The sequence below is a fragment of the Maribacter sp. 1_2014MBL_MicDiv genome, from assembly GCF_001865655.1.
GTDB classification, from domain to species: domain Bacteria; phylum Bacteroidota; class Bacteroidia; order Flavobacteriales; family Flavobacteriaceae; genus Maribacter; species Maribacter dokdonensis.
In genome coordinates this window covers 3,356,628-3,383,570 of the sequence record NZ_CP011318.1, presented here as the reverse complement: position 1 = coordinate 3,383,570, position 26,943 = coordinate 3,356,628, and the positions used below count along the sequence as shown (strand labels likewise).

Annotated in this window: 23 protein-coding genes, 2 tRNA genes and 1 rRNA gene; 12 read left to right on the top strand and 14 right to left on the bottom strand. The window is 36.6% G+C overall.

The genetic code is table 11. The features are described 5' to 3' along the window. Window positions 1–26: 26 nt before the first annotated feature. Window positions 27–1,557 (bottom strand): 16S ribosomal RNA (locus YQ22_RS14245). Between the two features lie 710 nt (window positions 1,558–2,267). On the opposite strand from YQ22_RS14245, the gene thrS reads away from it, so the two are divergent. From thrS to rplT, 4 genes are all read left to right on the top strand, one after another. Continuing rightward, window positions 2,268–4,208, top strand: a complete 1,941-nt coding sequence (gene thrS / locus YQ22_RS14240) for a threonine--tRNA ligase (RefSeq protein WP_071341721.1) — start codon at window positions 2,268–2,270, stop codon at window positions 4,206–4,208. Between the two features lie 28 nt (window positions 4,209–4,236). Further along, a complete protein-coding gene (gene infC / locus YQ22_RS14235) occupies window positions 4,237–4,794 on the top strand; it encodes a translation initiation factor IF-3 (RefSeq protein ID WP_082642892.1) in 558 nt (185 codons plus the stop codon). 104 nt (window positions 4,795–4,898) lie between these two features. Beyond that, entirely contained in the window at window positions 4,899–5,096 is a 198-nt protein-coding gene (gene rpmI / locus YQ22_RS14230; RefSeq protein WP_047245905.1) for a 50S ribosomal protein L35, read from the top strand. A 98-nt stretch (window positions 5,097–5,194) separates the two neighbouring features. After that, window positions 5,195–5,539 (top strand): 50S ribosomal protein L20, encoded by a 345-nt coding sequence (gene rplT / locus YQ22_RS14225; RefSeq protein WP_027064529.1) that lies wholly within the window; start codon window positions 5,195–5,197, stop codon window positions 5,537–5,539. 35 nt (window positions 5,540–5,574) lie between these two features. Here the strand turns inward: rplT and YQ22_RS14220 are convergent, their stop codons facing one another. Beyond that, a complete protein-coding gene (locus YQ22_RS14220; RefSeq protein WP_071341720.1) occupies window positions 5,575–5,853 on the bottom strand; it encodes an EF-hand domain-containing protein in 279 nt (92 codons plus the stop codon). A gap of 32 nt (window positions 5,854–5,885) precedes the next feature. Next, window positions 5,886–6,308 (bottom strand): secondary thiamine-phosphate synthase enzyme YjbQ, encoded by a 423-nt coding sequence (locus YQ22_RS14215; protein WP_071341719.1) that lies wholly within the window; start codon window positions 6,306–6,308, stop codon window positions 5,886–5,888. Between the two features lie 91 nt (window positions 6,309–6,399). Here YQ22_RS14215 and YQ22_RS14210 point away from each other — a divergent pair, with 91 nt between their 5' ends. Beyond that, complete coding sequence (locus tag YQ22_RS14210) at window positions 6,400–7,194, top strand: HAD family hydrolase (RefSeq protein WP_071341718.1); 795 nt, start codon at window positions 6,400–6,402, stop codon at window positions 7,192–7,194. Window positions 7,195–7,231: 37 nt separating this feature from the next. Here the strand turns inward: YQ22_RS14210 and YQ22_RS14205 are convergent, their stop codons facing one another. Continuing rightward, a complete protein-coding gene (locus YQ22_RS14205) occupies window positions 7,232–8,203 on the bottom strand; it encodes a helix-turn-helix domain-containing protein (protein ID WP_071341717.1) in 972 nt (323 codons plus the stop codon). Between the two features lie 147 nt (window positions 8,204–8,350). On the opposite strand from YQ22_RS14205, the gene YQ22_RS14200 reads away from it, so the two are divergent. Both YQ22_RS14200 and YQ22_RS14195 read left to right on the top strand, forming a co-directional pair. After that, on the top strand, window positions 8,351–10,768 hold the full coding sequence (locus YQ22_RS14200) for a TonB-dependent receptor (protein WP_071341716.1): 2,418 nt from the start codon (window positions 8,351–8,353) through the stop codon (window positions 10,766–10,768). A gap of 20 nt (window positions 10,769–10,788) precedes the next feature. After that, window positions 10,789–12,219, top strand: coding sequence for a hypothetical protein (locus YQ22_RS14195; RefSeq protein WP_058103394.1), 1,431 nt, complete (start codon window positions 10,789–10,791; stop codon window positions 12,217–12,219). Between the two features lie 83 nt (window positions 12,220–12,302). Here the strand turns inward: YQ22_RS14195 and YQ22_RS14190 are convergent, their stop codons facing one another. The 6 genes from YQ22_RS14190 to tgt form a co-directional block, all read right to left on the bottom strand. Further along, window positions 12,303–13,565, bottom strand: coding sequence for an asparagine synthetase B (locus YQ22_RS14190; RefSeq protein ID WP_071341715.1), 1,263 nt, complete (start codon window positions 13,563–13,565; stop codon window positions 12,303–12,305). Between the two features lie 170 nt (window positions 13,566–13,735). Beyond that, on the bottom strand, window positions 13,736–15,286 hold the full coding sequence (gene dnaB / locus YQ22_RS14185) for a replicative DNA helicase (RefSeq protein WP_058103396.1): 1,551 nt from the start codon (window positions 15,284–15,286) through the stop codon (window positions 13,736–13,738). 166 nt (window positions 15,287–15,452) lie between these two features. Then, window positions 15,453–16,406 carry an acetyl-CoA carboxylase carboxyltransferase subunit alpha gene (locus YQ22_RS14180; protein WP_071341714.1) on the bottom strand — a complete coding sequence of 318 codons (954 nt, stop codon included), beginning with the start codon at window positions 16,404–16,406 and terminating at the stop codon, window positions 15,453–15,455. A gap of 49 nt (window positions 16,407–16,455) precedes the next feature. After that, window positions 16,456–17,355 (bottom strand): DMT family transporter, encoded by a 900-nt coding sequence (locus YQ22_RS14175; protein ID WP_071341713.1) that lies wholly within the window; start codon window positions 17,353–17,355, stop codon window positions 16,456–16,458. After that, a complete protein-coding gene (locus YQ22_RS14170; protein ID WP_058103399.1) occupies window positions 17,342–18,424 on the bottom strand; it encodes an LptF/LptG family permease in 1,083 nt (360 codons plus the stop codon). Before YQ22_RS14170 ends, YQ22_RS14175 begins: the two co-directional genes overlap by 14 nt. Next, on the bottom strand, window positions 18,424–19,554 hold the full coding sequence (gene tgt / locus YQ22_RS14165; RefSeq protein ID WP_071342603.1) for a tRNA guanosine(34) transglycosylase Tgt: 1,131 nt from the start codon (window positions 19,552–19,554) through the stop codon (window positions 18,424–18,426). Before tgt ends, YQ22_RS14170 begins: the two co-directional genes overlap by 1 nt. A 238-nt stretch (window positions 19,555–19,792) precedes the next feature. Here tgt and YQ22_RS14160 point away from each other — a divergent pair, with 238 nt between their 5' ends. Further along, window positions 19,793–20,383: a porin family protein gene (locus YQ22_RS14160; RefSeq protein ID WP_058103400.1), complete on the top strand. Its 591-nt coding sequence runs from the start codon at window positions 19,793–19,795 to the stop codon at window positions 20,381–20,383. Window positions 20,384–20,454: 71 nt separating this feature from the next. On the opposite strand, the gene YQ22_RS14155 is transcribed toward YQ22_RS14160, so the two are convergent. Continuing rightward, window positions 20,455–21,414, bottom strand: coding sequence for an FKBP-type peptidyl-prolyl cis-trans isomerase (locus YQ22_RS14155; protein WP_058103401.1), 960 nt, complete (start codon window positions 21,412–21,414; stop codon window positions 20,455–20,457). A 78-nt stretch (window positions 21,415–21,492) separates the two neighbouring features. On the opposite strand from YQ22_RS14155, the gene YQ22_RS14150 reads away from it, so the two are divergent. Together YQ22_RS14150 and YQ22_RS14145 are read left to right on the top strand one after the other, a co-directional pair. Next, the gene (locus YQ22_RS14150; protein ID WP_071341712.1) at window positions 21,493–21,921 is read left to right on the top strand and encodes an RNA-binding S4 domain-containing protein; all 429 of its coding nucleotides are present in this window, start codon (window positions 21,493–21,495) and stop codon (window positions 21,919–21,921) included. A gap of 48 nt (window positions 21,922–21,969) precedes the next feature. Beyond that, the gene (locus YQ22_RS14145) at window positions 21,970–22,467 is read left to right on the top strand and encodes a phosphoribosyltransferase family protein (protein WP_058103403.1); all 498 of its coding nucleotides are present in this window, start codon (window positions 21,970–21,972) and stop codon (window positions 22,465–22,467) included. Here YQ22_RS14145 and YQ22_RS14140 read toward each other — a convergent pair. Next, window positions 22,459–22,983, bottom strand: a complete 525-nt coding sequence (locus YQ22_RS14140; protein WP_071341711.1) for a shikimate kinase — start codon at window positions 22,981–22,983, stop codon at window positions 22,459–22,461. The two genes, YQ22_RS14145 and YQ22_RS14140, sit on opposite strands and share 9 nt — an antisense overlap. Window positions 22,984–23,116: 133 nt before the next feature. Here YQ22_RS14140 and YQ22_RS14135 point away from each other — a divergent pair. Next, window positions 23,117–23,189 (top strand) — tRNA-Lys (locus YQ22_RS14135). Window positions 23,190–23,288: 99 nt separating this feature from the next. Then, window positions 23,289–23,361 (top strand) — tRNA-Lys (locus YQ22_RS14130). A 119-nt stretch (window positions 23,362–23,480) separates the two neighbouring features. Here YQ22_RS14130 and YQ22_RS14125 read toward each other — a convergent pair. Then, window positions 23,481–26,387, bottom strand: coding sequence for a tail fiber domain-containing protein (locus YQ22_RS14125; protein ID WP_071341710.1), 2,907 nt, complete (start codon window positions 26,385–26,387; stop codon window positions 23,481–23,483). Window positions 26,388–26,391: 4 nt separating this feature from the next. Beyond that, the gene (locus tag YQ22_RS14120; RefSeq protein WP_083414263.1) at window positions 26,392–26,874 is read right to left on the bottom strand and encodes a T9SS type A sorting domain-containing protein; all 483 of its coding nucleotides are present in this window, start codon (window positions 26,872–26,874) and stop codon (window positions 26,392–26,394) included. Window positions 26,875–26,943 lie beyond the last annotated feature (69 nt).

Here is a 26,943-nt window from a genome sequence, read left to right as displayed (position 1 = left end):
ACCGTCCTTAAAAGGACAATCTCTAGAAAGGAGGTGTTCCAGCCGCACCTTCCGGTACGGCTACCTTGTTACGACTTAGCCCTAGTTACCGATCTTGCCCTAGGCCGCTCCTTACGGTGACGGACTTCAGGCACTCCCGGCTTCCATGGCTTGACGGGCGGTGTGTACAAGGCCCGGGAACGTATTCACCGGATCATGGCTGATATCCGATTACTAGCGATTCCAGCTTCACGGGGTCGAGTTGCAGACCCCGATCCGAACTGTGACAGGTTTTATAGATTCGCTCCGCCTTGCGACGTGGCTGCTCTCTGTACCTGCCATTGTAGCACGTGTGTGGCCCAGGACGTAAGGGCCGTGATGATTTGACGTCATCCCCACCTTCCTCACGGTTTGCACCGGCAGTCCCGTTAGAGTCCCCATCATGACATGCTGGCAACTAACGGTAGGGGTTGCGCTCGTTATAGGACTTAACCTGACACCTCACGGCACGAGCTGACGACAACCATGCAGCACCTTGCAAATTGCCCGAAGGAAAAGTCATCTCTGACCCTGTCAATATGCATTTAAGCCCTGGTAAGGTTCCTCGCGTATCATCGAATTAAACCACATGCTCCACCGCTTGTGCGGGCCCCCGTCAATTCCTTTGAGTTTCATTCTTGCGAACGTACTCCCCAGGTGGGATACTTATCACTTTCGCTTGGCCGCCCAGTACTCAAGGTACCGGACAGCTAGTATCCATCGTTTACGGCGTGGACTACCAGGGTATCTAATCCTGTTCGCTCCCCACGCTTTCGTCCATCAGCGTCAGTCGATAGTTAGTCACCTGCCTTCGCAATCGGTGTTCTATGTAATATCTATGCATTTCACCGCTACACTACATATTCCGGCAACTTCACTATAACTCAAGACCGACAGTATCAAAGGCAGTTCTACCGTTGAGCGGCAGACTTTCACCCCTGACTTATCGGCCCGCCTACGGACCCTTTAAACCCAATAATTCCGGATAACGCTCGGACCCTCCGTATTACCGCGGCTGCTGGCACGGAGTTAGCCGGTCCTTATTCTTACGGTACCGTCAGTAAGCTACACGTAGCTCTTTTTCTTCCCGTATAAAAGCAGTTTACTACCCATAGGGCATTCTTCCTGCACGCGGCATGGCTGGATCAGAGTCTCCTCCATTGTCCAATATTCCTCACTGCTGCCTCCCGTAGGAGTCTGGTCCGTGTCTCAGTACCAGTGTGGGGGATCCCCCTCTCAGGGCCCCTACCCATCGTAGCCTTGGTAAGCCGTTACCTTACCAACAAGCTAATGGGACGCATGGCCATCTTGTACCGCCCGAAGGCTTTAACCGTATAACGATGCCGAAATACGGTACTACGGGGCATTAATCCAAGTTTCCCTGGGCTATTCCCCTGTACAAGGCAGGTTCCATACGCGGTGCGCACCCGTGCGCCGGTCGCCGGCGGAAAAGCAAGCTTTTCCCCGCTGCCCCTCGACTTGCATGTGTTAGGCCTGCCGCTAGCGTTCATCCTGAGCCAGGATCAAACTCTTCATCGTTGTTTTGTAAATATTCGTCCCAACGAAACCAAATCCATCCCGGCCCCGACTCTCGATTCAATATATCCAAATATGCACAAGGCATATTATATGGTATGTTTCCTTAATTCGTGTTCCTCTCGTCCAGGTCCTCACCTGAACTCGATTCTTAAATCTCCACAATATTTCAATGAACTTCCATCCACTCCGCCCTTGGATCATGCGACCTTCCCGGCTTCGTTTCCCTTAGGTGTTTCCCTAAGCGGCTGCAAATATACAACTGTTTTTTAACCTGGCAACTTATTTCGAAAAAAATATTCTTTCTTTTTTTTCCAGACCAACCAACATATAAATGAACCTTTTCCGACTCCCGATTCAGAACTCGTCTTCCTCGCTAGCGGGGTGCAAATCTACAACCTATTTTCTAATCAACAAGACTTTTTTGCAAAATAAATACAAGGTTTTTTCATGTGTAACGACAACCAATTTATTTACAGCACTTTACACTCAAAATAAAAAAAGCGGTATTAAATTTAATAAAAAAATCAATACATATACAGCTGATTATATTAAAATCTTACAGGCAAACTAACACCATACCAACTAAAACAATCGTATAACAACCATAAGCCCCATAGCCCTTCTTTAAGACTACAGTAAAACATAACACTATTCTATTGCGGACATGAATAGTTCATATTATCTTTGACACCCTATAATATGTACAAGAAATGATTAAAATTACACTTCCCGACGGATCGGTCAAGGAATTTGAAAAAGCAACTACACCAATAGAGGTTGCAAAAAGTATAAGCGAAGGATTAGCCCGCAATGTTATTTCGGCAAAATTCAACGAAACTATTGTTGAAACCACTACCCCGTTAGAAACAGACGGTAGCTTAGTACTATTCACTTGGAATGATAAAGAAGGAAAAACAGCTTTTTGGCATTCAACTTCACATATTGTAGCGCAAGCTATTGAGGAATTGTACCCTGGAGTTAAACTAACCATAGGACCCGCCATAGAAAACGGCTTCTATTACGACGTAGAATTACCAAATGGCTCTATTTCAGAAAAAGATTTTACTTCTATAGAAAAGAAGGCTTTAGAGATTGCCCGTGGAAAACATGACTATAAAATGAGAGCGGTATCAAAAGCCGATGCACTTGCCTTCTATAAAAAGCAAGGAAACGAATACAAGGTAGAGTTGATTGAAAACCTTGAGGATGGTACCATTACGTTTTGTGATCACGATACATTTACAGATTTATGTAGAGGTGGACACATTCCTAATACCGGTATTGTAAAAGCTATAAAAATATTAAGTGTAGCAGGTGCATACTGGAGAGGTAACGAAAACAACACACAACTTACACGTATATATGGTATCTCATTTCCAAAACAAAAAGAGCTTACCGAATATTTGGCACTTTTAGAAGAAGCAAAAAAGAGAGACCACAGAAAGCTAGGTAAAGAACTAGAACTATTTACTTTTTCACAAAAAGTAGGTCAAGGACTACCATTATGGCTACCTAAAGGTGCTGCCTTACGTGAACGCCTTGAAAACTTTTTAAAGAAAGCCCAAAAGAAAGCCGGATATGAAATGGTGGTTACACCACATATTGGTCAAAAAGAATTATATGTTACATCTGGACATTATGAAAAATATGGTGAAGACAGCTTTCAACCGATACATACACCCAAGGAAGGTGAGGAATTTCTTTTAAAACCGATGAATTGCCCTCACCACTGTGAAATCTACAATACAAAACCATATAGCTATAAGGAACTACCTAAAAGATTTGCGGAATTCGGTACGGTATATAGATATGAACAAAGCGGTGAATTACACGGATTAACAAGAGTACGCGGATTTACTCAAGATGATGCACATATTTTCTGTACACCAGACCAATTGGACGAGGAATTTAAAAATGTAATAGACCTATCCTTATATGTATTGGGATCCCTTGGATTTGAAAATTTTACCGCCCAGGTCTCTGTACGTGATTTGGACAATCCGGAAAAGTACATTGGCTCAGTGGAAAATTGGGAAAAAGCAGAACAAGCTATCATCAATGCCGCTAAAGAGAAAGGATTGAATTTTGTGATTGAAGCCGGTGAAGCAGCCTTCTATGGTCCTAAGCTAGATTTCATGGTGAAAGACGCGCTTGGAAGACAATGGCAACTAGGTACTATTCAGGTAGATTACAACTTACCTGAAAGATTCGACTTAAGCTACAAAGGCAGTGATAACGAGCTACATAGACCCGTGATGATACACCGTGCCCCATTTGGTAGCATGGAGCGTTTTATAGCTTTATTATTGGAACATACTGGAGGTAATTTCCCATTGTGGCTTACCCCAGAACAAGCTATAATTTTACCTGTAAGCGAAAAACATGAAAAATATGCCGAAAAAGTTTTAAAATCCCTAGAAAATAACGAAATTCGCGCCCTTGTAGACAGTAGAAATGAGACTGTAGGCAAGAAAATACGTGAAGCAGAAATGGCTAAGATACCTTTTATGCTGATCGTGGGAGAAAACGATGAGGCTGACAACACTATATCTGTTCGTAAACATGGAGGTGAAGATTTAGGAGCAATAAGCATTGCAACGTTCACAGACTTGGTTAACACAGAAATAAATAGTACCTTAAAGACGTTTTAAATAAAAGTTTAATTAAAAAGAATTAGTCATAGCAATACGTAAAAGATTTAGACCGCAACCTAGAAGGGAAAATAAGAATCCTCATAATATTAATGAGAAGATTACGGCCCCTAAAGTTAGGTTAGTTGGTGACAATGTTGAAGTAGGTGTATATCCTTTTCCTCAGGCTCTTGAAAAAGCAGAAGAATTAGGTTTGGATTTGGTGGAAATTTCACCAAAGGCAGACCCTCCTGTTTGTAAGATTATGGAGTATAAAAAGTTTTTATACGAACAGAAGAAAAGGGATAAAGCCATGAAAGCGAAAGCTTCAAAGGTTGTTGTTAAAGAAATAAGATTTGGTCCCAATACTGATGACCACGATTATGAATTTAAAAAGAAACATGCTGAAAAGTTCCTTAAAGAAGGAGCAAAATTAAAAGCATATGTCTTTTTTAAAGGACGATCAATTGTCTATAAAGACCAAGGTGAGATTTTATTATTGAGGTTAGCATCTGAATTAGAAGAATTAGGAAAAGTTGAACAGATGCCTAAACTAGAAGGAAAGCGTATGACAATGTTCATAGCTCCTAAGACAAAAGGAAAATAAAATTTCGGTTTTTTAAAATCGAATATTAGAATACTGAATGCTGTCCGCCATTGGTGGACAGTTTCAGCATAAACAAGTGAGATTAATATATAAACTAGGAGAAAATGCCTAAACAAAAAACAAAATCCAGTGCTAAGAAGCGTTTTAAGCTAACGGGTACCGGTAAAATTAAAAGAAAGCACGCCTTTAAGAGTCACATTCTTACGAAAAAATCTAAAAAGCGTAAGCTTGCTTTAACTCATGATACTTTGGTTCACCAACATGATGTTAACAGCATTAAAGAACAATTACGTTTAAAGTAATTTTAGTTCTTTAAAAAGGTAAAATTATTAACCATGGAGTTAGGCAATCAAAGTTCCTTAAAATAAAAAGGACGCCTACTACAAAAAATTAGAAAGAAATGCCAAGATCAGTAAATGCAGTAGCTTCAAGAGCCAGAAGAAAAAAGGTAATGAAGCAAGCCAAAGGTTACTTTGGAAGACGTAAAAACGTTTGGACAGTAGCCAAAAACGCGGTTGAAAAAGCAATGTTATATGCTTACAGAGACCGTAGAAACAAGAAAAGAACTTTTCGTTCATTATGGATTACCCGTATTAATGCAGGTGCCAGACAGCACGGAATGTCCTACTCTCAATTTATGGGGAAAGTAAAAGCTAATAACATTGAACTTAACAGAAAAGTTCTTGCAGATTTAGCAATGAACCACCCAGATGCCTTTAAGGCAGTTGTAGATCAGGTAAAATAAATTAATAACAATCTCACTTTTGAAAAATCCGATTCTTACGAATCGGATTTTTTAATTTTAGCGATAGCCGCTTTAAATTCTTGCCAATCAATTAGCTCATCACCATTCTTATCATAACCTTCAATCAATTTTGACGAAACAATACCTCTAATAAATCCACTTATTTCTGCTTGTTTCAACAATTTTACAATTTCAGATTTGGTCAACTTTTGATCATTATCCTCATCAAAAAAATTAAATGCCATTTCTGGTGTTTCAAAATGATTTGTAATCAGTATTTGAATTTTGTTCAGAATAGATTCTTCCGTAGTCATAAACTATGTTTTTCTTTTAATTTAAATAAATATCAACTTCCCCACAAGGTCAAGACAATGTTTCTGCCGGAAGCATAATTTCTATGTTCACATAAATATATTCCTTGCCATATTCCCATATTTAACTTCCCATTAGATACCGGAACTTGAACAGACGAGCCCATTAATGAAGCCTTTATGTGTGCGGGCATATCATCTGAACCTTCATAATTATGCTTATAATAAGGTTCATTTTCAGGCACAAATCTATTTATATAGGACTCAAAATCTTCTCTAACCGTGGGATCTGCGTTTTCATTAATGGTTAAACTAGCAGATGTGTGTTTAATAAATACCTGTAGCATACCAACATCAATTTTTTGAATCTCTGGTAAACGTTCTAAGATTAGGCTGGTGATAATATGAAAACCTCTTTGGTAAGGTGGTAAACTAAACTGTCTTTGAAATAACTTCATACCTAGTAATTATTAATTAAAGGTAAAACTTTGATCTTTAAAGTACATGTTAACTTCCATTCAAATATCTTTACCATAAATTAAATAATTTATGGATTTATCAAAGATTAAAATGGTTGTTTCGGACATGGATGGTACCTTACTTAACTCTAACCACCAAGTCAGTGAACAATTCTTTGAGCTCTTTAAAGAATTACAATCTAGAAACATCACATTTGTTGCTGCCAGTGGCAGACAATACAATAGTATAATTGATAAGCTTGCTCCCATAAAAGACGAAATAATTGTTATTGCCGAGAACGGTGGATTTGCCAAAAAGCAAGATACCGAAATTCTAGTTACGCCATTAGACCAACAACGAGTAGCAGAAATCTTAGCTACTTTAAATAAAATCCCCAATATACACCCTGTTCTTTGCGGTAAGCATCAAGCCTATTTAACCAATAAATCGAATGAATTTGTAAATAAATTGGCAGAATATTATACCGAGTTTGAAATCATAGATAACTTAAATACGTTTACTTCCGAAGTAATAAAAATTGCCATTTATCATTTTGAGAGTTCAGAACAATTTATATACCCATTTGTAAAACATTTTGAAAAAGATTTAAAAGTTAAAGTCTCCGGCGAGAACTGGTTAGATATATCTAACATGAACGCTCATAAAGGATATGCGTTGTCAAAAGTCATGGACAGCTATAATCTTAAATCTAATGAAATAATGGTATTTGGAGATTACAATAATGACCTAGAAATGCTTGCACTATCAGATTACGGTTTTGCAATGGCAAATGCGCATCCAAACGTAAAAAAGGTTGCCAAATACAGCACATTGAGCAATGATGATAATGGGGTTGAACATATACTTAAAATGCTGGTAAAATAAAGAGTAGCCAACTTGACGATTAAACACGATATCTATGCTATTGTACCGCAGGTTTCAACTCACTAGGCACATACCCCATGGTTCTTTTAAAAGCTGTAGTAAAATGTTGTGGATTAGCATAACCAACCTCATAGGCAGCATGCGCAATTGTAGCCCCGTCTTGAGTAATTAAACTTTTGGCAACTTCCATTCTTAACGCAGTGATATATTTAAATACGGTAACCCCGTACAACTTTTTAAAATCCCTTTTCAACTTGGTAGGATTGAACCCAGCTAAATCTGCCAAATCAATTATTTTTAATGGCTCTTTCAAATTTTTTCTGATATAATCCTCAACTCTCACTAAGGCCAAATAATCGGAATTTAAAAGTTTTACATTACTCTTAGATACTCTTGAAGTTTGTCTTCCTAAAAGAAAATCTATCAACAATACCGTAAGCTTACTTTCCAGATATTTTTTTCTTAATTCACCTGTATAAGGACATTGAATGATCTCATTTATTTTACTACGAATATTTGGTGGAATAAATTTACTCTTATCCCATAGTACAAATGAATTGGAATTTTGGATAGCATTCTTCAACTTCTGAAAAGATTTTTCAAATTCTTTGCCTAACAAATTCTTTAGCAAACTAGGTTTAAGGTATATCTCAAAAGATTTTGCATTTCCCTTAAAAAACATATCTCTACCCTCTGTAATTGGGTAATAGAACATATTACAATGATTTTCTGGAATTTGCACCAAATACTTTATGTGTCTAAGCGGCTGATAACCATAAGCACCTTCTAATGAGAAGTGTAATTTTATTAAATGTTCATCGCTAGAAACACAAATCTCCGAATCAAATTCCTGTAATACTTCATCATTAGAAAACTCCACTCCCTTAATAAAAGAACTATTGTTCTTAGTAGTCACCTCTACCTCATTAAACTGTACCGAATTGTTTAGAAAACTATTATCAAACAGTTCTTTTACCTTTATTTCTTTCCTTAACAATTCCTTCCTCATATACATTGACTACCGCAAACCAATACTTCCTTTTGCGTATGTTTAAATTCCTTTCTCGGCACTTGTCTTTTCATTCCTTATTTAGATTTGCAAAACTAATTTATTTAGACTAAATCTTAATAAAGATAGTAACCTTTTTTAAACCAAATGAAAAACCATTTTACCGTCATTTTTATATTACTCTTTGCATCTGTTCATTCTCAAGAGTTACTTAGTTCTATTTCAGGAACTGTTAAAGACGATTACAACAATCCTTTAGCTTTTGCAACTGTGATGATAGAGGGTCTTAAACTAGGCGTTTTAACAGACGACAACGGTAGCTTCCTCATTGAAAATGTACCACAAGGAAAACACAATGTTGTTGTTTCTTTTATTGGTTATAGAACACTTTTTAAAACCGTTGAAATTACCAGTAGTAAAAAGAAAATTACAATCAATTATAAGTTATCGGAAAGTGTTGAAAACCTAGACGAAGTCAATGTTAACGGCAAATCTAAAGAGACGGAGATAGAAACCAAAGGTTTTGCTGTTAATGCCATAAAAACTGAAGAAGCCAGTATTAGAAATATTCAGACCAATGAATTATTAAACACTACTGTTGGTGTAAAAATTAGACAAAACGGCGGACTTGGTTCTAATGTAGAATACTCTTTAAATGGGTTATCAGGAAATTCGATTAGTATTTTTATTGACGGCATACCCATTTCTATGTACGGTTCTTCTTTTAGTTTGAACAGTATTCCTCCTTCAATGATAGAAAACATTGAAGTTTACAAGGGAGTGATTCCCGGACATTTGGCTGATGATGCACTAGGTGGAGCCATAAACATTGTAATGAAAAAAGGCGCACGTAATAATTTAAATGCTTCCGTGTCTTATGGATCGTTTAATACATTACAAGCCAGCATTAACGGGTTGTATCGTTTTGATAAATCTGGTTTTACCGTCAAAGCCTCTGGTTTTCATAATTATTCTGACAATGATTATGAAATTAGCGGAAGAAATATTGTAGATAAAGGTCTAGGAGGTGTTGAAACACTTATTACAGCAAAAAGATTTAATGATGCTTATAGGTCTACCGGAGGAACAATACAGGCAGGTTATACTGACGTAAAGTGGGCGGATCAATTTTTTATTGGCGTTACAGGTTCCGATGATTACAAAGAAGTGCAACACGGTGCTTTTGTTACTAAAATACCGTATAAAGGCAGATTTCTAGAGTCCGATGCGTTGTTGGCTAATTTGACATATCTTAAAAAAGATATCTTTTTTAAAGGTTTAGATGTAAATGTTACCGGTTTATTTGGGGAGAGAAATCGTATTTTGAATGACACCACCGCCGAAGCATATAGCTGGACCGGAAATAGAGCTATAGACTACAAAGGCGATGAATTTGAATATTCTTGGGGATCCCAACAAGAAGGCGGACCAACACTACTTAACATCAACAGGAAAGTTGCTTCTATAAGAACAGGAATTTCTTATGAAATAAATAAAAACCATAAAGTATTTCTAAACCACGTCTACAGCGGACTTGACCGGGAAGATAGTGATGAAATGATATCACTTTTAGAAAACACTTTTCAACAAACCAGTGATATCTACAAAAATATATACTCTTTAAGTTATGAGCTAAATGCTATTGATGATAAATTAAAAGTGAATCTCTTCGGTAAGCACTATCGACAAAAGGTATTAAATACATTTCCGAGGTTCAACAGCAACGCCACAGAGGTTATTGATGAAGTTTACCAAAGCAATAAAGATTATAATGGTTACGGGTATGCAATTTCTTATCTGCTTATAAAAAAGCTTAATATTCTCACCTCTGCTGAAAAAGCTATTCGTCTACCAAATGAGAACGAAGTATTTGGTGATGCAGGAGAAAATATTGAACCCAACCTTACCATTGAACCAGAAACCAGCAATAATTATAACCTCGGTTTTAGATTCGGAAGGTTCAACATAAAAAATCACGCACTTACGGTTTCTACTAATCTATTTTCTCGAAAAATTCAAAATTTAATTGGTTTTCCCGGTGATGCTCAGGATAACCAAGAACTAGGAGAAACTATTCAATATGGAAATTTTGATAGGGAAACCACTTCTAAAGGGGTAGAAGCAGAAATCAGCTATAACTTTAAGAACAACTTTGGATTTAATTTCAACCTGTCCAAACTAACGCTTCAAAGAAAAAATCTTCAAGATAATATTGTAAACTCTCCAAATGTTCCCTTGTTTACAATGAACACTTCGCTACGGTATTCATTCAATAATTTTATTCAAAATACAGCACGTTTTAATCTTTTTTACAATGCTTACTTCACAGATGAATTCTCCTATAAAGAAGAACAAGGTACTAATGTGGCAGGTTTAGAAGAGTTTTTAATTCCAACTCAATTTATTCAAGATTTTGGATGTAGTTACGTGTTTCCAAATAAAAGGGTTTCTATAAGCCTTGATGTCAAAAACGTATTTGATGAAGTTGCCTATGACAATTTACGGGTGCAAAAACCAGGAAGAGCATTTTATCTAAAACTGAATTACATAATCAATAATTTTTAAATATCTAAATAGAATATATTATGAAACGACCATTATTAAATTTAAAATCATTTGCCATTGCTATAGCTGCAGTAGGGTTTATGGCTTCTTGTAGTAGCGATGATGACACTGTAACTCCAGAAACTGAACAAGAAGAGGAAGAGCAAGAAGAGATAGAGGAAGAAGCAGAAGTAGCTTCAAGATGGATAACTATTGCCGGGGCTAAAATGGGTGAAGAACCTGGAGATGGTAACGGTGGAACATTAATTTATGCTGTTACTAGTGAAGATGCCAAAGACCCAACGGTACAAATAGACCCATTTAATAATGGTTTTATAGCACCATCTAACAGAACGGCAAGATTACAAGCTTCAGAAGATGGCAATACCATATTCAACATTAGTTACGCTGGTGATACCGGTGGTAATTACACCAAATACATTGTAAATGGAGGACAAGATTTTGAACAAACAGGGTCAGAAATTAGTATTGCAGAATATGTAGGTACTGCTCCTAGATGGATTAAATTATTTGATGGCGATAAAACTGGCTGTGCAGTAAGGGTAGATATTGAACATATTGTTGATGATAATGGTACTCCTGATGATGTAACAGATGATTCTTATGTTCGTACAAGCCAAACCGTAGGCATAGTGACATTAGATTTGGTAGATTCCCAAATCAACAACTTCCAACAAATTGATTTGTCTATAGGTGAAGAATTAGAATCTCAAGGGTATTACATTGGCAGAATTGATATGCCAACATTAAATGCCGCCGGAGACAAATTATACATTGGAGCTCGTATGAATAAAGTTGATCCTGCAACTTTAACTAGAGATGAAGAAAATGCAGCTGATCTTGAAAGTGATAGCGATTATGAGATTTTAGGTTCTAAAACGATAGTAGTAGATTATCCTTCTTTGGAAAACCCTACAATAATCACTTCTACAGTAGGACATGGAAACACTAATGGTTACCGTAGCATTAACGCTTTTGAATACAACGGAAGTGTTTATCAAGCCAATCAAAGTGACCCAGAAGGTTCTCATATCCTAAAAATTGGAGCAGACAATTTATATGATGATTCTTATGATTTTAATCTAGATGCTGCTTTAGGTGTTACCGGTGCTTATGTTTTAGCCTGGAGACCTGCTGCCAATGGTAAAGCTGTTTTAGCTTACCGTCATGATGGGTCTGCAGAAGGTATTTCCGGTAGAGGGGAAAGCTTTTTTGCCTTAGTTGATTTGAACGCAAAGACAGCAACCTTAATCAATGATATTCCTTATGAAGTAGATTTTGAATTGTTTCAATACCAAGGGTATGCTGTTGATGGAACAGAAATCTATCTTACTCAAGCTCCAGTTGGTCAAAATGGAAACATTTACATTGTAGAAACTGAGACCGGTGAAGTAACCAAAGGTGCGGAATTAATCAATTCCACAGGTAGTCATTTCATTGGCGCTTGGTAATCTTTAAAATTAACAGTTTTAAAATACCATTATCGGCTATTACCGGTAATGGTATTTTTTTTGGATACCTCTTAAAATAAAAATTAGGTCTTTTGTTTTTTCTTTTTTGCTGCAGGAAACAAAACGTTATTCAATATTAAACGATATCCTGGCGAAGTTGGGTGCAACTCCAATTCCGTTTTTGGGTCCCCTACCCTATGTTGATAATCTTCAGGATCATGTCCGCCATAAAAAGTAAAGAATCCCTTTCCTTTAATGCCGTGAATGTATCTTGCTTCCTCGTTTATTTTATTCTCACCTAACACTAAAACAGTCGGCTTTATTTCAGAGCGTGTAAAGGCAGTTGTTTGCCCCATGAATCCTTTTACCAAAGAAGTATGGTTCTGACATAACATAGTAGGCACAGGGTCCCATTTTGCAGAAAAATCCATCAAAGAAAAATAATCTGACTCCTTAGGCACATTTCCCCTTTTACTGGTCATATCAATAGTAGAAAATTCATATTTAAGAGGGCTACGTTCCAATATAAAATCTGTGAACGCAAAGGTTTTACCATAATCTAAATTAGCCTGGTAATTTGGATCAGACGCATCGCCATCGAACATAGGTTCAACTATATCTATACCATCTGCCGCCAAAGCAATATCAAAACTATCTGTAGCGGAGCACATGGCAAACATAAAACCACCGCCGATCACATAATTTCTAATCTTTAATGCTACAGCTCTTTTTTCTTCTGAAACCTTATCGTAACCTAACTTTTTAGCCAATTTTTCGGCATTTTTCTTACCTTCTATATACCATGGGGTTGCTCTATACGCGCCATAAAATTTACCATACTGACCGGTAAAATCTTCATGGTGCAAATGCAACCAATCATATAAAGCTAGTTTATCCCCAAGTACCTCTTCGTCATAAATGGTGGTATAAGGTATTTCTGCATAGGTCAAAGCCATTGTTACGGCATCATCCCAAGGTTGTTTATCCTTAGGGGAATACACCGCAATACGTGGAGCTTTTTCCAATATAACAGCATCTTGATTTTTTGATGGGCTACTAATTTCATCCAAAATGGCATTAGCCTGTCCATCAGAAATTATTTCAAAACTAACTCCCCTTATTTGACATTCTTTTCTAATACTTTCCCCATCCGGCAATAAAAAAGAACCGCCTCTGTAATTCAGTAACCATTGTACTTTTTGCTGTTTGGACAAAACCCAATAGGTTATGCCGTATGCTTTTAAATGATTTTTTTGAGTATCGGCATCCATAGGTATTAAAATAGATGAAGCAAATACTTGTACCGATAGTAAAAGAAAGAAAATTGAACTTACAATTTTAGACATATTATTAATTTCATTCACTCAAAGATAGAGCAAATAATAAGGTAGAATAACCAAGAACTTGTTAAAGCCTTTATAGTTAAGATAACGAACAGTAATGAAAAACAATTGCAACAAAATAAAAAAAGTCCTCTAAACGAGGACTTTTTTAAAAATATTAATTGAACCAAAACTTAGAACGGTACATCATTATCCTCTTCAAAATCTGGACTATTGTTCATACTACTGCCAAAAGCGTCATCTGCACTTGGTAAATTTTTAGTTGCGAACGGATTCTCTTCGTTTGCGTTCATTTTCGATTGAAATTCAAAAGGAGAGTCAAAATCATCAAGGTTGTCGAACTTACCTTGATTACCGATAAACTTAAGTCTAATATTCTCTAGTCCACCATTACGGTGTTTAGCTACAATAAATTCTGCCTGACCTTGAGTTGGTGTATGCTCTTCATCATCCCACTCTTCAATCTTATAGTATTCTGGTCTATAAATAAATGATACAATATCTGCATCTTGCTCAATTGCACCAGATTCCCTCAAATCTGATAATACCGGTCTTTTACTGCCACCACGTGTTTCTACCGCACGAGATAATTGAGATAGTGCAATTACCGGCACGTTCAATTCCTTTGCAAGGGCTTTTAAGTTTCTAGAAATAGTAGAAATTTCTTGTTCCCTGTTTCCTCCTTTTTGACTACCACCAGCTGTCATTAATTGCAAGTAATCGATCATGATCATTTTAATGCCATGCTGAGAAGCCAATCTTCTTGCTTTGGCACGTAAATCGAAAATAGAAAGTGACGGGGTATCATCAATAAACAAAGGTGCCTTTTCCAATGATTTCACCTTTACGTTCAACTGCTCCCACTCGTGTTTTTCTAGTTTACCGGTTCTCAATTTTTCTGAAGACAACCCTGTTTCAGATGAAATTAACCTGGTAATAAGCTGTACCGATGACATTTCCAGTGAAAAGAAGGCTACCGGCATATTTGAGTTTACCGCCATATTCCTTGCCATAGACAAGGTTAATGCCGTTTTACCCATACCAGGTCTTGCCGCTACAATGATCAAATCACTTGGCTGCCATCCTGAGGTAAGTTTATCTAGTTTGTCAAAACCAGAAGGTATACCACTCATACCCTCTTTACCAGCAATCTCCTCTATTCGCTTTTTTGCTTGGATCACCAAATCCTGAGCGGTCTCTGCAGATCGTTTTAAGTTACCTTGGGTAACATCATAAAGTTTTGCTTCAGCAGTATCCAATAAGTCAAAAACATCTGTAGCTTCATCGTAGGCCTCTTCAATTATCTCACCGGATATCTTAATAAGACTACGTTGAATATATTTTTGAAGTATAATACGGGCATGAAACTCAATATGCGCCGAAGATGCTACTTTTTGGGTCAGTTTTATAAGGTAAAAATCACCTCCACAAACTTCTAATTTGCCAGATTTCTTCAATTGGGAAGAAACGGTTAATAAATCTACAGGTTGTGATTCTTCAAACAAAATAAAGATAGCTTCATAGATGAACCTATGAGCATCTTTATAGAAAACATCGGGGTGCAAAATATCGATAACTTCATCGACACCCTTTTTATCTATCATCATAGCACCAAGCACAACCTCCTCTAAATCAACGGCTTGTGGTGGTATTTTACCTTTCTCAAGGTTTATAATAGTAGATTTGTCGATCTTACGACCAACAAAAGGTTTTGTGTTCTCCATAATGCGAAAGTATACAATTAACCTTTAGTTAACGTGAAAAACATAGATTTCGATGTTCACAGTTGACTAACAATTGACTGTTAATAAGTTACAATTTTCTGTTGATAACATAAAAAAACCGAGGAATAAAATCCTCGGTATATTTTTAAGAAGCCTAAAATGCAGATTAGCCGTTGAAAACGCCCATTTGTGCATATTTTTCCATGCGTTGATTTACCAGTTCTTTTGGTGATAACTTTTGAAGATCTTCAAAATGAGAAGAAATTTTATTTTTCACCGTTTCAAAAGTTTTAGGTCTGTTGGCATGGGCACCACCTGCAGGTTCGCGAATAATTTCATCAATTAGCTTTAATTTTTTCATATCGGTAGCAGTCAATTTCAAAGCTTCTGCAGCTCTTTCCTTATACTCCCAGCTTCTCCATAAAATAGAAGAGCAAGACTCTGGTGAAATTACCGAATACCAAGTATTCTCTAACATTAACACCTTATCTCCAACACCTATTCCCAAAGCTCCACCAGATGCACCTTCACCGATAATAACAACTATAACTGGCACTTTTAAACGAGTCATTTCAAGTATATTTCTTGCAATGGCTTCACCTTGCCCTCTTTCTTCTGCTTCAATACCTGGGTATGCACCCGGAGTATCTACCAAACATACCACAGGAACCTGAAATTTTTCAGCAGATTTCATTAAACGCAATGCCTTTCTATACCCTTCTGGGTTGGCCATACCAAAATTTCTGTACTGACGAGTTTTGGTATTATACCCTTTTTGCTGACCAACGAACATATAACTCTGATCACCAATTTTACCTAAACCACCGATCATGGCCTTATCATCTTTTACGGTACGGTCACCGTGCAGCTCTAAAAAGGTATCGCCACATATAGCTTTGATATAATCTAAAGTGTAAGGTCTATTTGGGTGTCTTGACAACTGTACGCGCTGCCAAGCAGTTAAGTTCTTATAAATCTCCTTTCTGGTATCAGAAAGTTTCTTTTCTATCTGCTTACAGGTCTCAGTAACATCTACATCACTTTCTTCACCAATTACCATGCACTTGTCCAATTGCTCTTCCAATTCTTTAATAGGAAGTTCAAAATCCAAATATTCCATATTTCAATAAAGTTTCTTTAGTTGCGGCTCAAAGATAAAACTTTAATACCTAAATCTTGGGTACCCTTTTTTTAATATTTGCTCTTTGTTTCAAAATACCGTTCGCAATGACGGTACTGAGTATAATTAAGGCTCCCACATAAAACATAGGTTTCATTTTTTCTTCAGAGCCAAATATAAACCATGCTAGCAAAATACCGTACACAGGTTCTAAATTTGTGGTAAGCATAACTGTATATGGCGTTAAAATCTTCATCACCTTGACCGAAGCTATGAACGCATAGGCAGTACATATAACAGCTAAAATGGACAAATAGATCCAATCTGAAGTAGGTAAAACAACCAAGGACATATTCCAATCTCCTTTAGCAATTAAAACGATGGACAAAAATAAAACCCCTACTCCCAATTCATAGAAAGAAATAACAGAGGGTCTATGGTTCTGAACCAATTTACCATTGATCAACGAAAACACTGCGGCCAAAAAAGCAGATATCAATGCTATGGTCATACCAAATACATATTGCGCCTCAACTTTAAATATTAAATAAAGCCCTACTACCACCAAAAGCCCGAAAAAAATCTCGTACCCTATAATTTTACGTTTATACCAAAAGGGCTCCATTAATGCCGTAAAAAAAGCACCTGTAGACATCATAGCAAGAGCTACCGATACCGTAGAAACCTTTATTGCCAAAAAGAAAGTTACCCAATGTAATGCTACCACAACGCCACCACCCAGCAACCACCAAAATGTTTTTCTTGAAATTTTTATACTAAACTTCGCAAACAATAAATAAACCACAATAAAAAGTGTTGCCAACCCCATTCTGACCCAAACCAATGGTAAAGAATCAATTGTAATCAACTTACCTAAAATAGCGGTAAAGCCCCAAATAAAGACAATGAAATGTAAATGCAGTAGATTTAATATTCTATCTTTTTGCATTTTGAAGTAGATAAAAAGCCAAACATCCAAATACTACATTAGGGATTATTACGGCGAGCAATGGAGAAAAACCAGACTGCTCTGCCAAAGTCCCAAATACCTTATCAAAAAAGATAAATATAAAAGCAATTAAAATACCAAAGGCTAAGTTTGCTCCCATACCACCACGTCTTTTTACAGATGAAACCGATACGGCTATTATCGTTAAAATAAAAGCAGTTAAAGGCAATGCCCATCTTTTATATTTAACCAGTACATATGTATTTATATTAGAAGCCCCTTTTCTTCTCTGATCCTTGATAAAAGTATCCAGTTCAAAAAGATTTTTTGTCTCGGCCACATAAGAAACAGGCGTAAGATCACCTATATCAAAAGCAAATATGGTATCTAACCTACGTTTACTTTCTATAATTGCCGTATCACCTAAAACCGTTCGTTTTTTGTACGATGTTAAGCGGTAGCTAGAATCTTTGTCTACCCAACGAATATTGGCTGCAGAAATCTTAAAATCCAGTTCATTATTCTCCTTAAAGCGCTCAAAAGTAAAGTTGTGTCCCAATTGACGTGCCGGATCAAAACTACTCACATATATAAAATCCGTTTCGTTCAACTGATTAAATATGTTGTTGGTTACCCTATCTTGTTTTCCCTTCTTTAAGTATTTGTATTTAAATTCATTGAAACCTACACTGGCATTGGGTACAATGAACATGGTCATAAAGAACATGAGTACCGCAATCATAGAAGCCCCTATGATATAAGGTCTTAAAAACCGACCGTAAGACACCCCGGAACTTAATATGGCAACAATTTCTGTGTTATTAGCAAGTTTAGAAGTAAAAAATATTACCGAAAGAAACAGGAAAATAGGAAATAATAGATTGCCTATGTAAATGGTAAAGTTCACATAGTACATAACAATTTCATCCAGCGGGGCTTCATTATCGATCATTTTACCGATCTGCTCTGCCAAATTCACCATTATACCAATGGGAATGAACAACAAAAGCATCAACGAAAAAGTTGCCAGATACCGCTTTAGAATGTATTTATCTATTATTGATAGCATTATAGCCTTTTATCCATTTGTTTTACCATCATATCTTTCCAAGTTCTAAAATCACCTGCTATGATATGTTTACGAGCTTCGCGCACCAACCACATATAAAACCCTAAGTTATGAATTGTTGCTATTTGCTTACCTAAATACTCATTGGCGGCAAACAAATGTCTTAAATATGCCTTAGAATACTCATGATCCACAAATGTAGTGCCCATTTCATCAATTGGGGAGAAGTCATCTTCCCACTTTTTGTTCTTTATGTTGATTGTACCATGCGCTGTGAACAACATTCCGTTTCTAGCGTTTCTTGTAGGCATTACACAATCGAACATATCTATACCCAAGGCAATATTCTCCAATATATTAATAGGGGTACCTACTCCCATTAGATACCTTGGTTTGTCTTCTGGTAAAATTTTACAGACCACCTCTGTCATACCATACATTTCCTCCGCTGGTTCACCAACGGACAGTCCTCCAATTGCATTACCCTCAGCGCCTGCATTTGCAATATATTCAGCAGATTGTCGTCTAAGGTCTTTATAAGTTGACCCTTGCACAATAGGAAAAAAGGTTTGCGCATAATCATATTCAAATGGAGTTTTCTCCAAATGGTTTATACATCTATCTAGCCACCTATGCGTCATGTGCATAGAACGCTTGGCATAATTATACTCACAAGGATAGGGTGTACATTCATCAAAAGCCATGATAATATCTGCACCTATCACTCGCTGAATTTCCATGACATTCTCAGGTGTAAACAAATGCATAGACCCATCTATATGCGATTTAAATTTTACGCCTTCCTCCTTTATCTTTCTATTGCCTGATAGAGAATATACTTGATACCCTCCGCTATCGGTAAGAATATTTCTATCCCAGCCCATAAATTTATGTAATCCGCCCGCTTTTTTTAAAATATCTGTTTTAGGACGAAGAAATAAATGATAGGTGTTGCCCAAAATAATATCTGGGTTTATTTCTTCTTTTAATTCTTTCTGGTGCACACCTTTAACCGAGGCAACCGTACCCACAGGCATAAAAATTGGAGTTTCAATTACGCCATGATCAGTAACGACAGTTCCTGCCCTAGCTTTTGATTGTGTATCTGTAGTATGTAATGTAAATTTCAAACTTTCTAATTCTAGCTGCAAATATAATGAACTGTTGGTGGTAAAAACTTAATAAAAAGCAAAGATGTTCATCAACAAATTAAATTACATTACCCTCATTTTTGCTTTAAATGAATTGAAATTGACCCAATTGAATAGTAAAACAATAAAGATATTTTACCTCCGTTCTCATGGTATAACGAGAAATGAAACTTCTGGTATTGTATTTGATACGAGTTTCACATAAAACAACAACGATATGAAAAAAACAATTTTAGCAGCTTTTTTAGCTCTTTCTGGATTTTATGGGATTGCCCAAAGCGATTCTGGATTTGGAATTAAAGGGGGATTAAATTACAGTGCGAACGGAGATTATTTTGAATCTGTTGGAGATGCAGCAAGAAACCCGGATAGAAACATAGGATACCATCTTGGTGTTTTTGGGAAAATTGGAGCATCAAAAGTATACTTGAGACCAGAATTGGTATATACCAAAACAAAATCTGATTATGATGGAGCAGATTTTGACATGAGCAAATTAGATGTTCCGGTACTTTTAGGAATTAACGTTGTAGGACCTTTACACGTTTTTGCCGGACCAGCTTTTCAATACATTTTAGATACTGAATTTGACGGAATAACCATTGATGATGTAGAAAACGATTTTTCAGTTGGAATGAATATTGGCGCTGGGGTAAGTTTAGGAAAACTTGGAATTGATTTACGGTATGAAAGAGGGTTTAACGATAACGAAGCTTCCTTTATAAATACAAATATTACAAATGTAGGTCCAAGTAGAATAGACACCAGACCAGACCAGCTAATTTTGAGTTTGTCTTTAATGTTATAAAGAAAACAATAAATAACAAAAAACCTCTTAAGTACACTTAAGAGGTTTTTTTTATGTTTTAAATGATTTTTCTACAAATCATTATCCAGGTGATCAGGAATACCATCACCATCCGTATCTAGGAAGCCAACAAAATTACCATCGGCATCCAACTCAATTTCATCAATAGTCAATATACCATCACCGTCATCATCAACATCATTATGGTTAGCTGATCTGGCAAAAATAGACTCTAGATCAATATCTGTATTATCATCATTAAGGTTCCCATTTCCATTTAAATCCTCTAGGATCGAAGGAATACCATCACCATCTAAATCTGAATCTGGTTCATAAGAAAAGGCATCTACCTTAAAAATCAATGGTGAATATGTTGGCACGTCTGAATTTGGAGACGAATCAAAATAAGCCAATGCCGCAGGCATAAAAATAGCACCTATACCATAGCCTTCATAACTTACCGTGCCATCACCGTTTTCAATTGGACCATTTCCTGTCTGAAAATTTTTCATTCCATTACCAAAACCTTGCACGACCGAAGAAAGGTTAAAACGAATAGGTTGATTTGTAGAGGCGTCAAAAAGAGTACCATCTAGCAAAAGCCCCTCATATCTTAAAACAGAAAAATCACCAATGGTGGGTTTCCCTTCCACAACACCTTGTCTAGCTACTAACGTATAAAGTGTTTGATCAATAATTTCATTATCATCTTCTCTTCCCAAGTCTTCAGAATCAACCGTAATTGTTTGTGTAATTAAATTGGGACTATCATAAATTGATCGTTTAGTGCTATTTTCACCAGCAATAGTATCAAACCTTATTTTAAAATCGAATCCTTCTGGTGGAGTCTCAAACTCATCTTCATTGTAGAAATGCGTTTTTAAAAACTCAATTATCTCGGCATCATCCTCTTCGGTAACCTCACTTAATAACCTTGGCGGTACAATTTCACCAATAGCATCATCATCATTTTTACATGATCCCAGTATTAGTAAACCAGCTATTAACAAATAAGCATTTCTCAATTTCATCAATAATTTATTTTAAACGCGCAAGATACAATTTTCCCTTATTTTTGTTTGGAAGTTAACAAAGAAATGCCGGTCATAATGCGCATAGACAAATTCTTGTGGAGTACACGCTATTTTAAAACTAGAAACATTGCCACCAATGCCTGTAAGAAAGGTCACGTAAAAATAAATGGTATTACCGCCAAACCAGGTAGGGAAGTATATCCAATGGATGAAATTGTAGCGCGAAAAAATCAAATTGATTACAAATTTACGGTACTTGACATTCCGCCCAGTCGTGTAGGTGCTAAATTGGTGAATATTTATAGAAAAGATACCACACCAAAAGAAGCCTTTGAACATAATGAGCTTTTGCAATATTCTAAAGATTATTATCGTAAAAAAGGTATTGGAAGACCTACAAAAAAAGACCGTCGTGATATTGACGACTTTTTAGACACTCCCTCAAACGAAAATAAAGAAGAAAACCAAACGCCCGATAATTCAAGTAAAGAATCTCACGATTAGCAAATACTTTTAAAAACATAACTATCTTTATTGTTTTAAGAAAAACCCATGCAACAAAATATACTTTCACATCAACAGATTCAACATAAAATTGAACGTATAGCCTATCAAATTTATGAAGCCAACGTTTATGAAGAAGAAATTATAATAGCGGGTATAGAAGGCGGAGGACTGCAGTTTGCAAAAAAAATCGTGGCAAAACTTAAGAAGATTACTGAAGCAAAAATTGTACTTTGCAAGTTGTCAATGGATAAAAAAGACCCCCTAACAAGCGGTGTACGTACCTCAATTGCCGAAGAGGAATTCGTGAATAAATCCGTTGTATTAGTAGATGATGTCCTTAATTCTGGTACAACATTGATATATGGAGTTCATCATTTTCTTAAAACACCTTTAAAACAGCTTAAAACTGCAGTCTTGGTAAATAGAAACCATAAAAAATACCCTGTAAAAGCGGATTATAAAGGAATTTCACTATCCACCTCATTACAGGAGCATGTAAACGTTCATTTTGAAACCAAAAATGATAGGGTGTATTTAGACTAATTTATTTACGATCATCTCCGCGATTTCTGTTGGGGTATTCCTATTACTTTTAATTTTATGGTGCGCTTTGTTATAAAAGTAACTTCTTTCAAATAAGTGCATGCCAATAAACTCAGTTAACTTATCATCCGCTAAATGAGAAATCATAGGTCTATGCTCTTTTTCCTTTACCAAACGCTCTTCAAGCTCATTTATGCCTACATTTAAATAAAAGGAATTAGGTGTCTTACTATTTATGAACTCCATATTATTTCCAAAACAAGGCGTACCTCCACCTAATGACAGCACAAAACTCTCATCTTTTAAAAAAACTTTATTGAGATATTCTATTTCTTTTTTTCTGAAATAGATCTCTCCTTTTTCTTTAAAAATAGATGCTATGCTCATTTTCTCACCTTCCTCTATAAAAGCATCTAAATCTAAAAAATTAACATTCAAATGGTTAGCAACAATTCTACCCACAGTGGTTTTACCACTTCCCATGTAACCTACCAAAACTATTTTAACTTCTTTCATTTGTACAAAATTGGACTAAATAATAGGGTTTTCAAAAAAAAATAAATTTATCTCTAAAATGACTTGCAAAATAAAGTTATCGACGTATATTTGCACCCGCATTGAGGGAAACAAATTTCTAAAATGACTTATTGACCTGGTAGCTCAGTTGGTAGAGCATCTCCCTTTTAAGGAGAGGGTCCTGGGTTCGAGCCCCAGCCAGGTCACAACTAAATATTAGCCTCTTCAAAAAAAAGAGGCTTTTTTATTTAAACCTTTGAGTTGATTTAATCTCTCATTGACCTAGTACGTTCTTTTTAAATTTTGACCTGGTAGCTCAGTTGGTAGAGCATCTCCCTTTTAAGGAGAGGGTCCTGGGTTCGAGCCCCAGCCAGGTCACAAAAAACCTTTCATTTTCCAATTGAAAGGTTTTTTTGTTTTTAAGGATATTCTTAAAGAGTTTAGAATTGAATTTGTAATAACTACCTAGTAAAATATAAGATTAATTTACTGCTTATTTACTTACCAATTTTTGCCTCTAGTCTACGAAGTCTTTCTTCTAAATTTGATATTTTTTCTGATTGTTCTTCTATTATAAATTGTTGCTCTTGAATGGCGCGCAACGCTACCACACTAAAACCCGAGTAATTAACTCCGAGCATACCATCATCATTACTTTTACTGACTAGCTCAGGAAATAATTGCTGTACATCTTGAGCTACAAGTCCTAAAGTTTTTGATCTTGTTGTATCTGACTTGTAGACATACGTTGATGGCTTAAGAAGAGAAACTTTATCTAAAACGCCTGGCAAAGGCTTAATATCCGTTTTAAGTCGTCTATCGGAACTAACAGTGTAAACCCCTGTACTTGCATTTATAAAAGCTTTTAATGTGCCTCCATAATGAAACCTTAAGCCATAACCATGAGTAATATGCCAATCTTCATTAAGACTACCATCACTAAAACTCAGACCATTACCTACAGCTTGACCATCTTGATAAATAGTCAATCTTGCTGATGGATTACTAGTATTAATGCCTACCCTGCCATCCCCTGTAATTGTCATTCTATTTCCAGCTCCTTGATCGTTATTAAAATAAAAATTAACTTTACTATTTCGTTCACCACCAAATCCATTTTCTCCTACAGCTGCCATATGCCAAAATGCATCGCTTTCGGTATTTTTAAATTCCAATCTTGCGTAATCATTTCCTTCCTCTTCCAGTTTTAATAATGGCTTGTTTAGATTTGAATTCCCAATTAAATGTAAATTGGCCGTTGGATTAATCGTGCCAATACCTACATTACCATTAGGAATTAATGTTAACTTAGGAGAAGCACCAGTAACAAGATTAACCTTACCCGTAGTATTTCCACCACCTGTACCAAAGTCCATGTCATTATCGCCATTATAAATACCTGCATAGCCAATATAGCCATTGGAATTTTCAAAACTTAACCAATTATCAGAAGCTGAAGTTTCTAGAATTAAAGGATTAGTGGAGGTACTGGAAATGTGTAAATCTGCAATAGGGCTGGCTGTACCCAAACCTACATAACCCTCTTTTGTAATAATTAAACGATTTGTTCCATTAGTTCCTAATATAAGTGGGCCGTCTTCTTGATTGGAAATAGTTGCCGTAAATCCTAAACCTAAATCATTTACCAAGCCTACATACATACCATCATTTGAGGCATTTCCAGTATCATCTGTGGTATAAAGAGAGTTACTCTGATAACTATCCGCATGAACATGATGTATTGCATTAGGGTCTGTCAGGCCAACACCTACTTTACCACTATCAAAATAAATATCACTCTCGTTTTCAGACCACAAGGAACTTCCTCCCCCTCCACCAACTTCATCGGTACCGGCAACCCATTTATTTGTTGCTCCATCCCATTTAGCTACTTGACCATCTGCCGTACCTTCAAGTCCGCTTATATTCGTGCCATCACCTAAAAGTAATCCGCTTTCACTTGTAACATCAACATAATCATTTAAATCCACCGAGCCTGTACCATCTTCAATACTCAACACATCCCCAGTCATAACAAGAGCTTGATCATCCGTATCTACCAAACCACCAGCCGCCAATTCTGCTATTGCAGCTTGTGTGTCCGCTGCCGCAAGACCCGTTCCTGTATTGTCAAAGGGAACTTCGGATGCTTCTTGGTCATCTGTTCCTCCCGGGGGAATAATAGTAGAAAGATCTACACTAGCACCATCTGTAATTTGTAAGGTTGTACCTGATAGTGATAAATCCTGATCATCCGTATCTACCAAACCGCCAGCTGCCAGTTCAGCTATTGCCGCCTGTGTGTCCGCTGCCGCAAGACCCGTTCCCGTATTGTCAAAAAGAACTTCGGAAGCATTTTGGTCATCCGTACCTCCCGGGGGGATAATAGTAGAAAGATCTACACTAGCACCATCTGTAATTTGAAGGGTAGTACCCGAAAGTGATAAATCTTGATCATCCGTATCAACTAATCCGCCAGCCGCCAGTTCTGCTATTGCTGCCTGTGTATCCGCTGCCGCAAGACCCGTTCCCGTATTGTCGAAGGGCACTTCGAAAGCATTTTGATCATCCGTTCCTCCCGGGGGAATAATTGAAGATAAATTTATAGTAGATCCATCTGAAATACTTAAACTAGTTCCTGAAAGACTGATATCTTGTAACTCGTTTGTGGAATCCGTATCATCATCAGCACCTCCTATTCCAGCAATAACAAGTTCATCTAAAGCATCTTGAACATTAATTGCGGTTAGCCCTGATTCCGAATTATTAAACGGTACTTCTTGTGCATTTTGGGCTTCTCCACCACCAACAATCCTACTATCAACATAGGTCTTCACAGCTTTTTGTGTTGGTAAAATAGTACTACTGTTATCTAATAACGTTCCATCATCAGATATTTCATTCACAGCATTACCATCATTTAATGTAAACTCGCCAAAAACTCGTAAATCATCAGTAATACGGACTTCACCAATATTCTTATTCGCTATGGCATTACCGTCAACTATCCACTGATCACTACCTGAAGTTATCGCGTATGGCACCGCCATTAATTCGGTCGTGCCCAATTCTGAACCATTAAAAGAAACCGCTACAAACGAGGCTTCACCCCATGGTAAATTCTCATAATTACCACTAATGTTAATTCCACTACCAATTTGCAGACTAAAAACACCATTCATATCTGTCGAAATAAAATGACTTTCTTCATATTGAACAGGTGCGTTGATAGCGCCAAATTTTAAAGCTATACCGATTTCAACCGATTCTTCTACCAATAATTCATTATCGGCATTTCTTACCACCCCTTGATAATTGATGTAATTTTTCTGCTGTGCATTTAGTATAAAAGAGCCACACATCATGGCAACTATTACCAGTACTGAAACGTAATTTCTTTTCATAGTTCTATTTTTTAATCAGTTTATATTCTTTGATTTCCGTTCTTTCTGCTATGTATAATCTTAATACGTAGACCCCATTGGCATGTGTAGTCATGTCAATTTCATTTTCGGTAGTTCCAGTATCAAATAACTGCGATGATACTTTTTGTCCGTTTATGGCAAAGAGCTCCATACCGTCAATACTATGTTCAGGAGAAGTAACCGTAACACTTTCCATAACAGGGTTGGGGTATACCAGTATTTCTATATCATCTTCTTCAAGACTTAACGGTATAATCAAAAGACCATAACCTGTCCAAAATCCTTGATCGATAGCACCATCCCCAGCTATTAAACCAACTAAAGGTTCACCTACTGTAAACCCTAAAGAAATATCAGCATTACCTAAGGTATTTCCTTGGCTTGCAACCACACTTCGGTCTATAGATTGCGCAATGGAGCATATACTGTAGAAAGAGCATGTAAATAGAAGTAGTTGTCTTTTCATTTTAGTTCAGTTTTAATTTAATGTTTGACAATCGTATTAGGTTAACATTGTTCTGAACTATTTTTATAA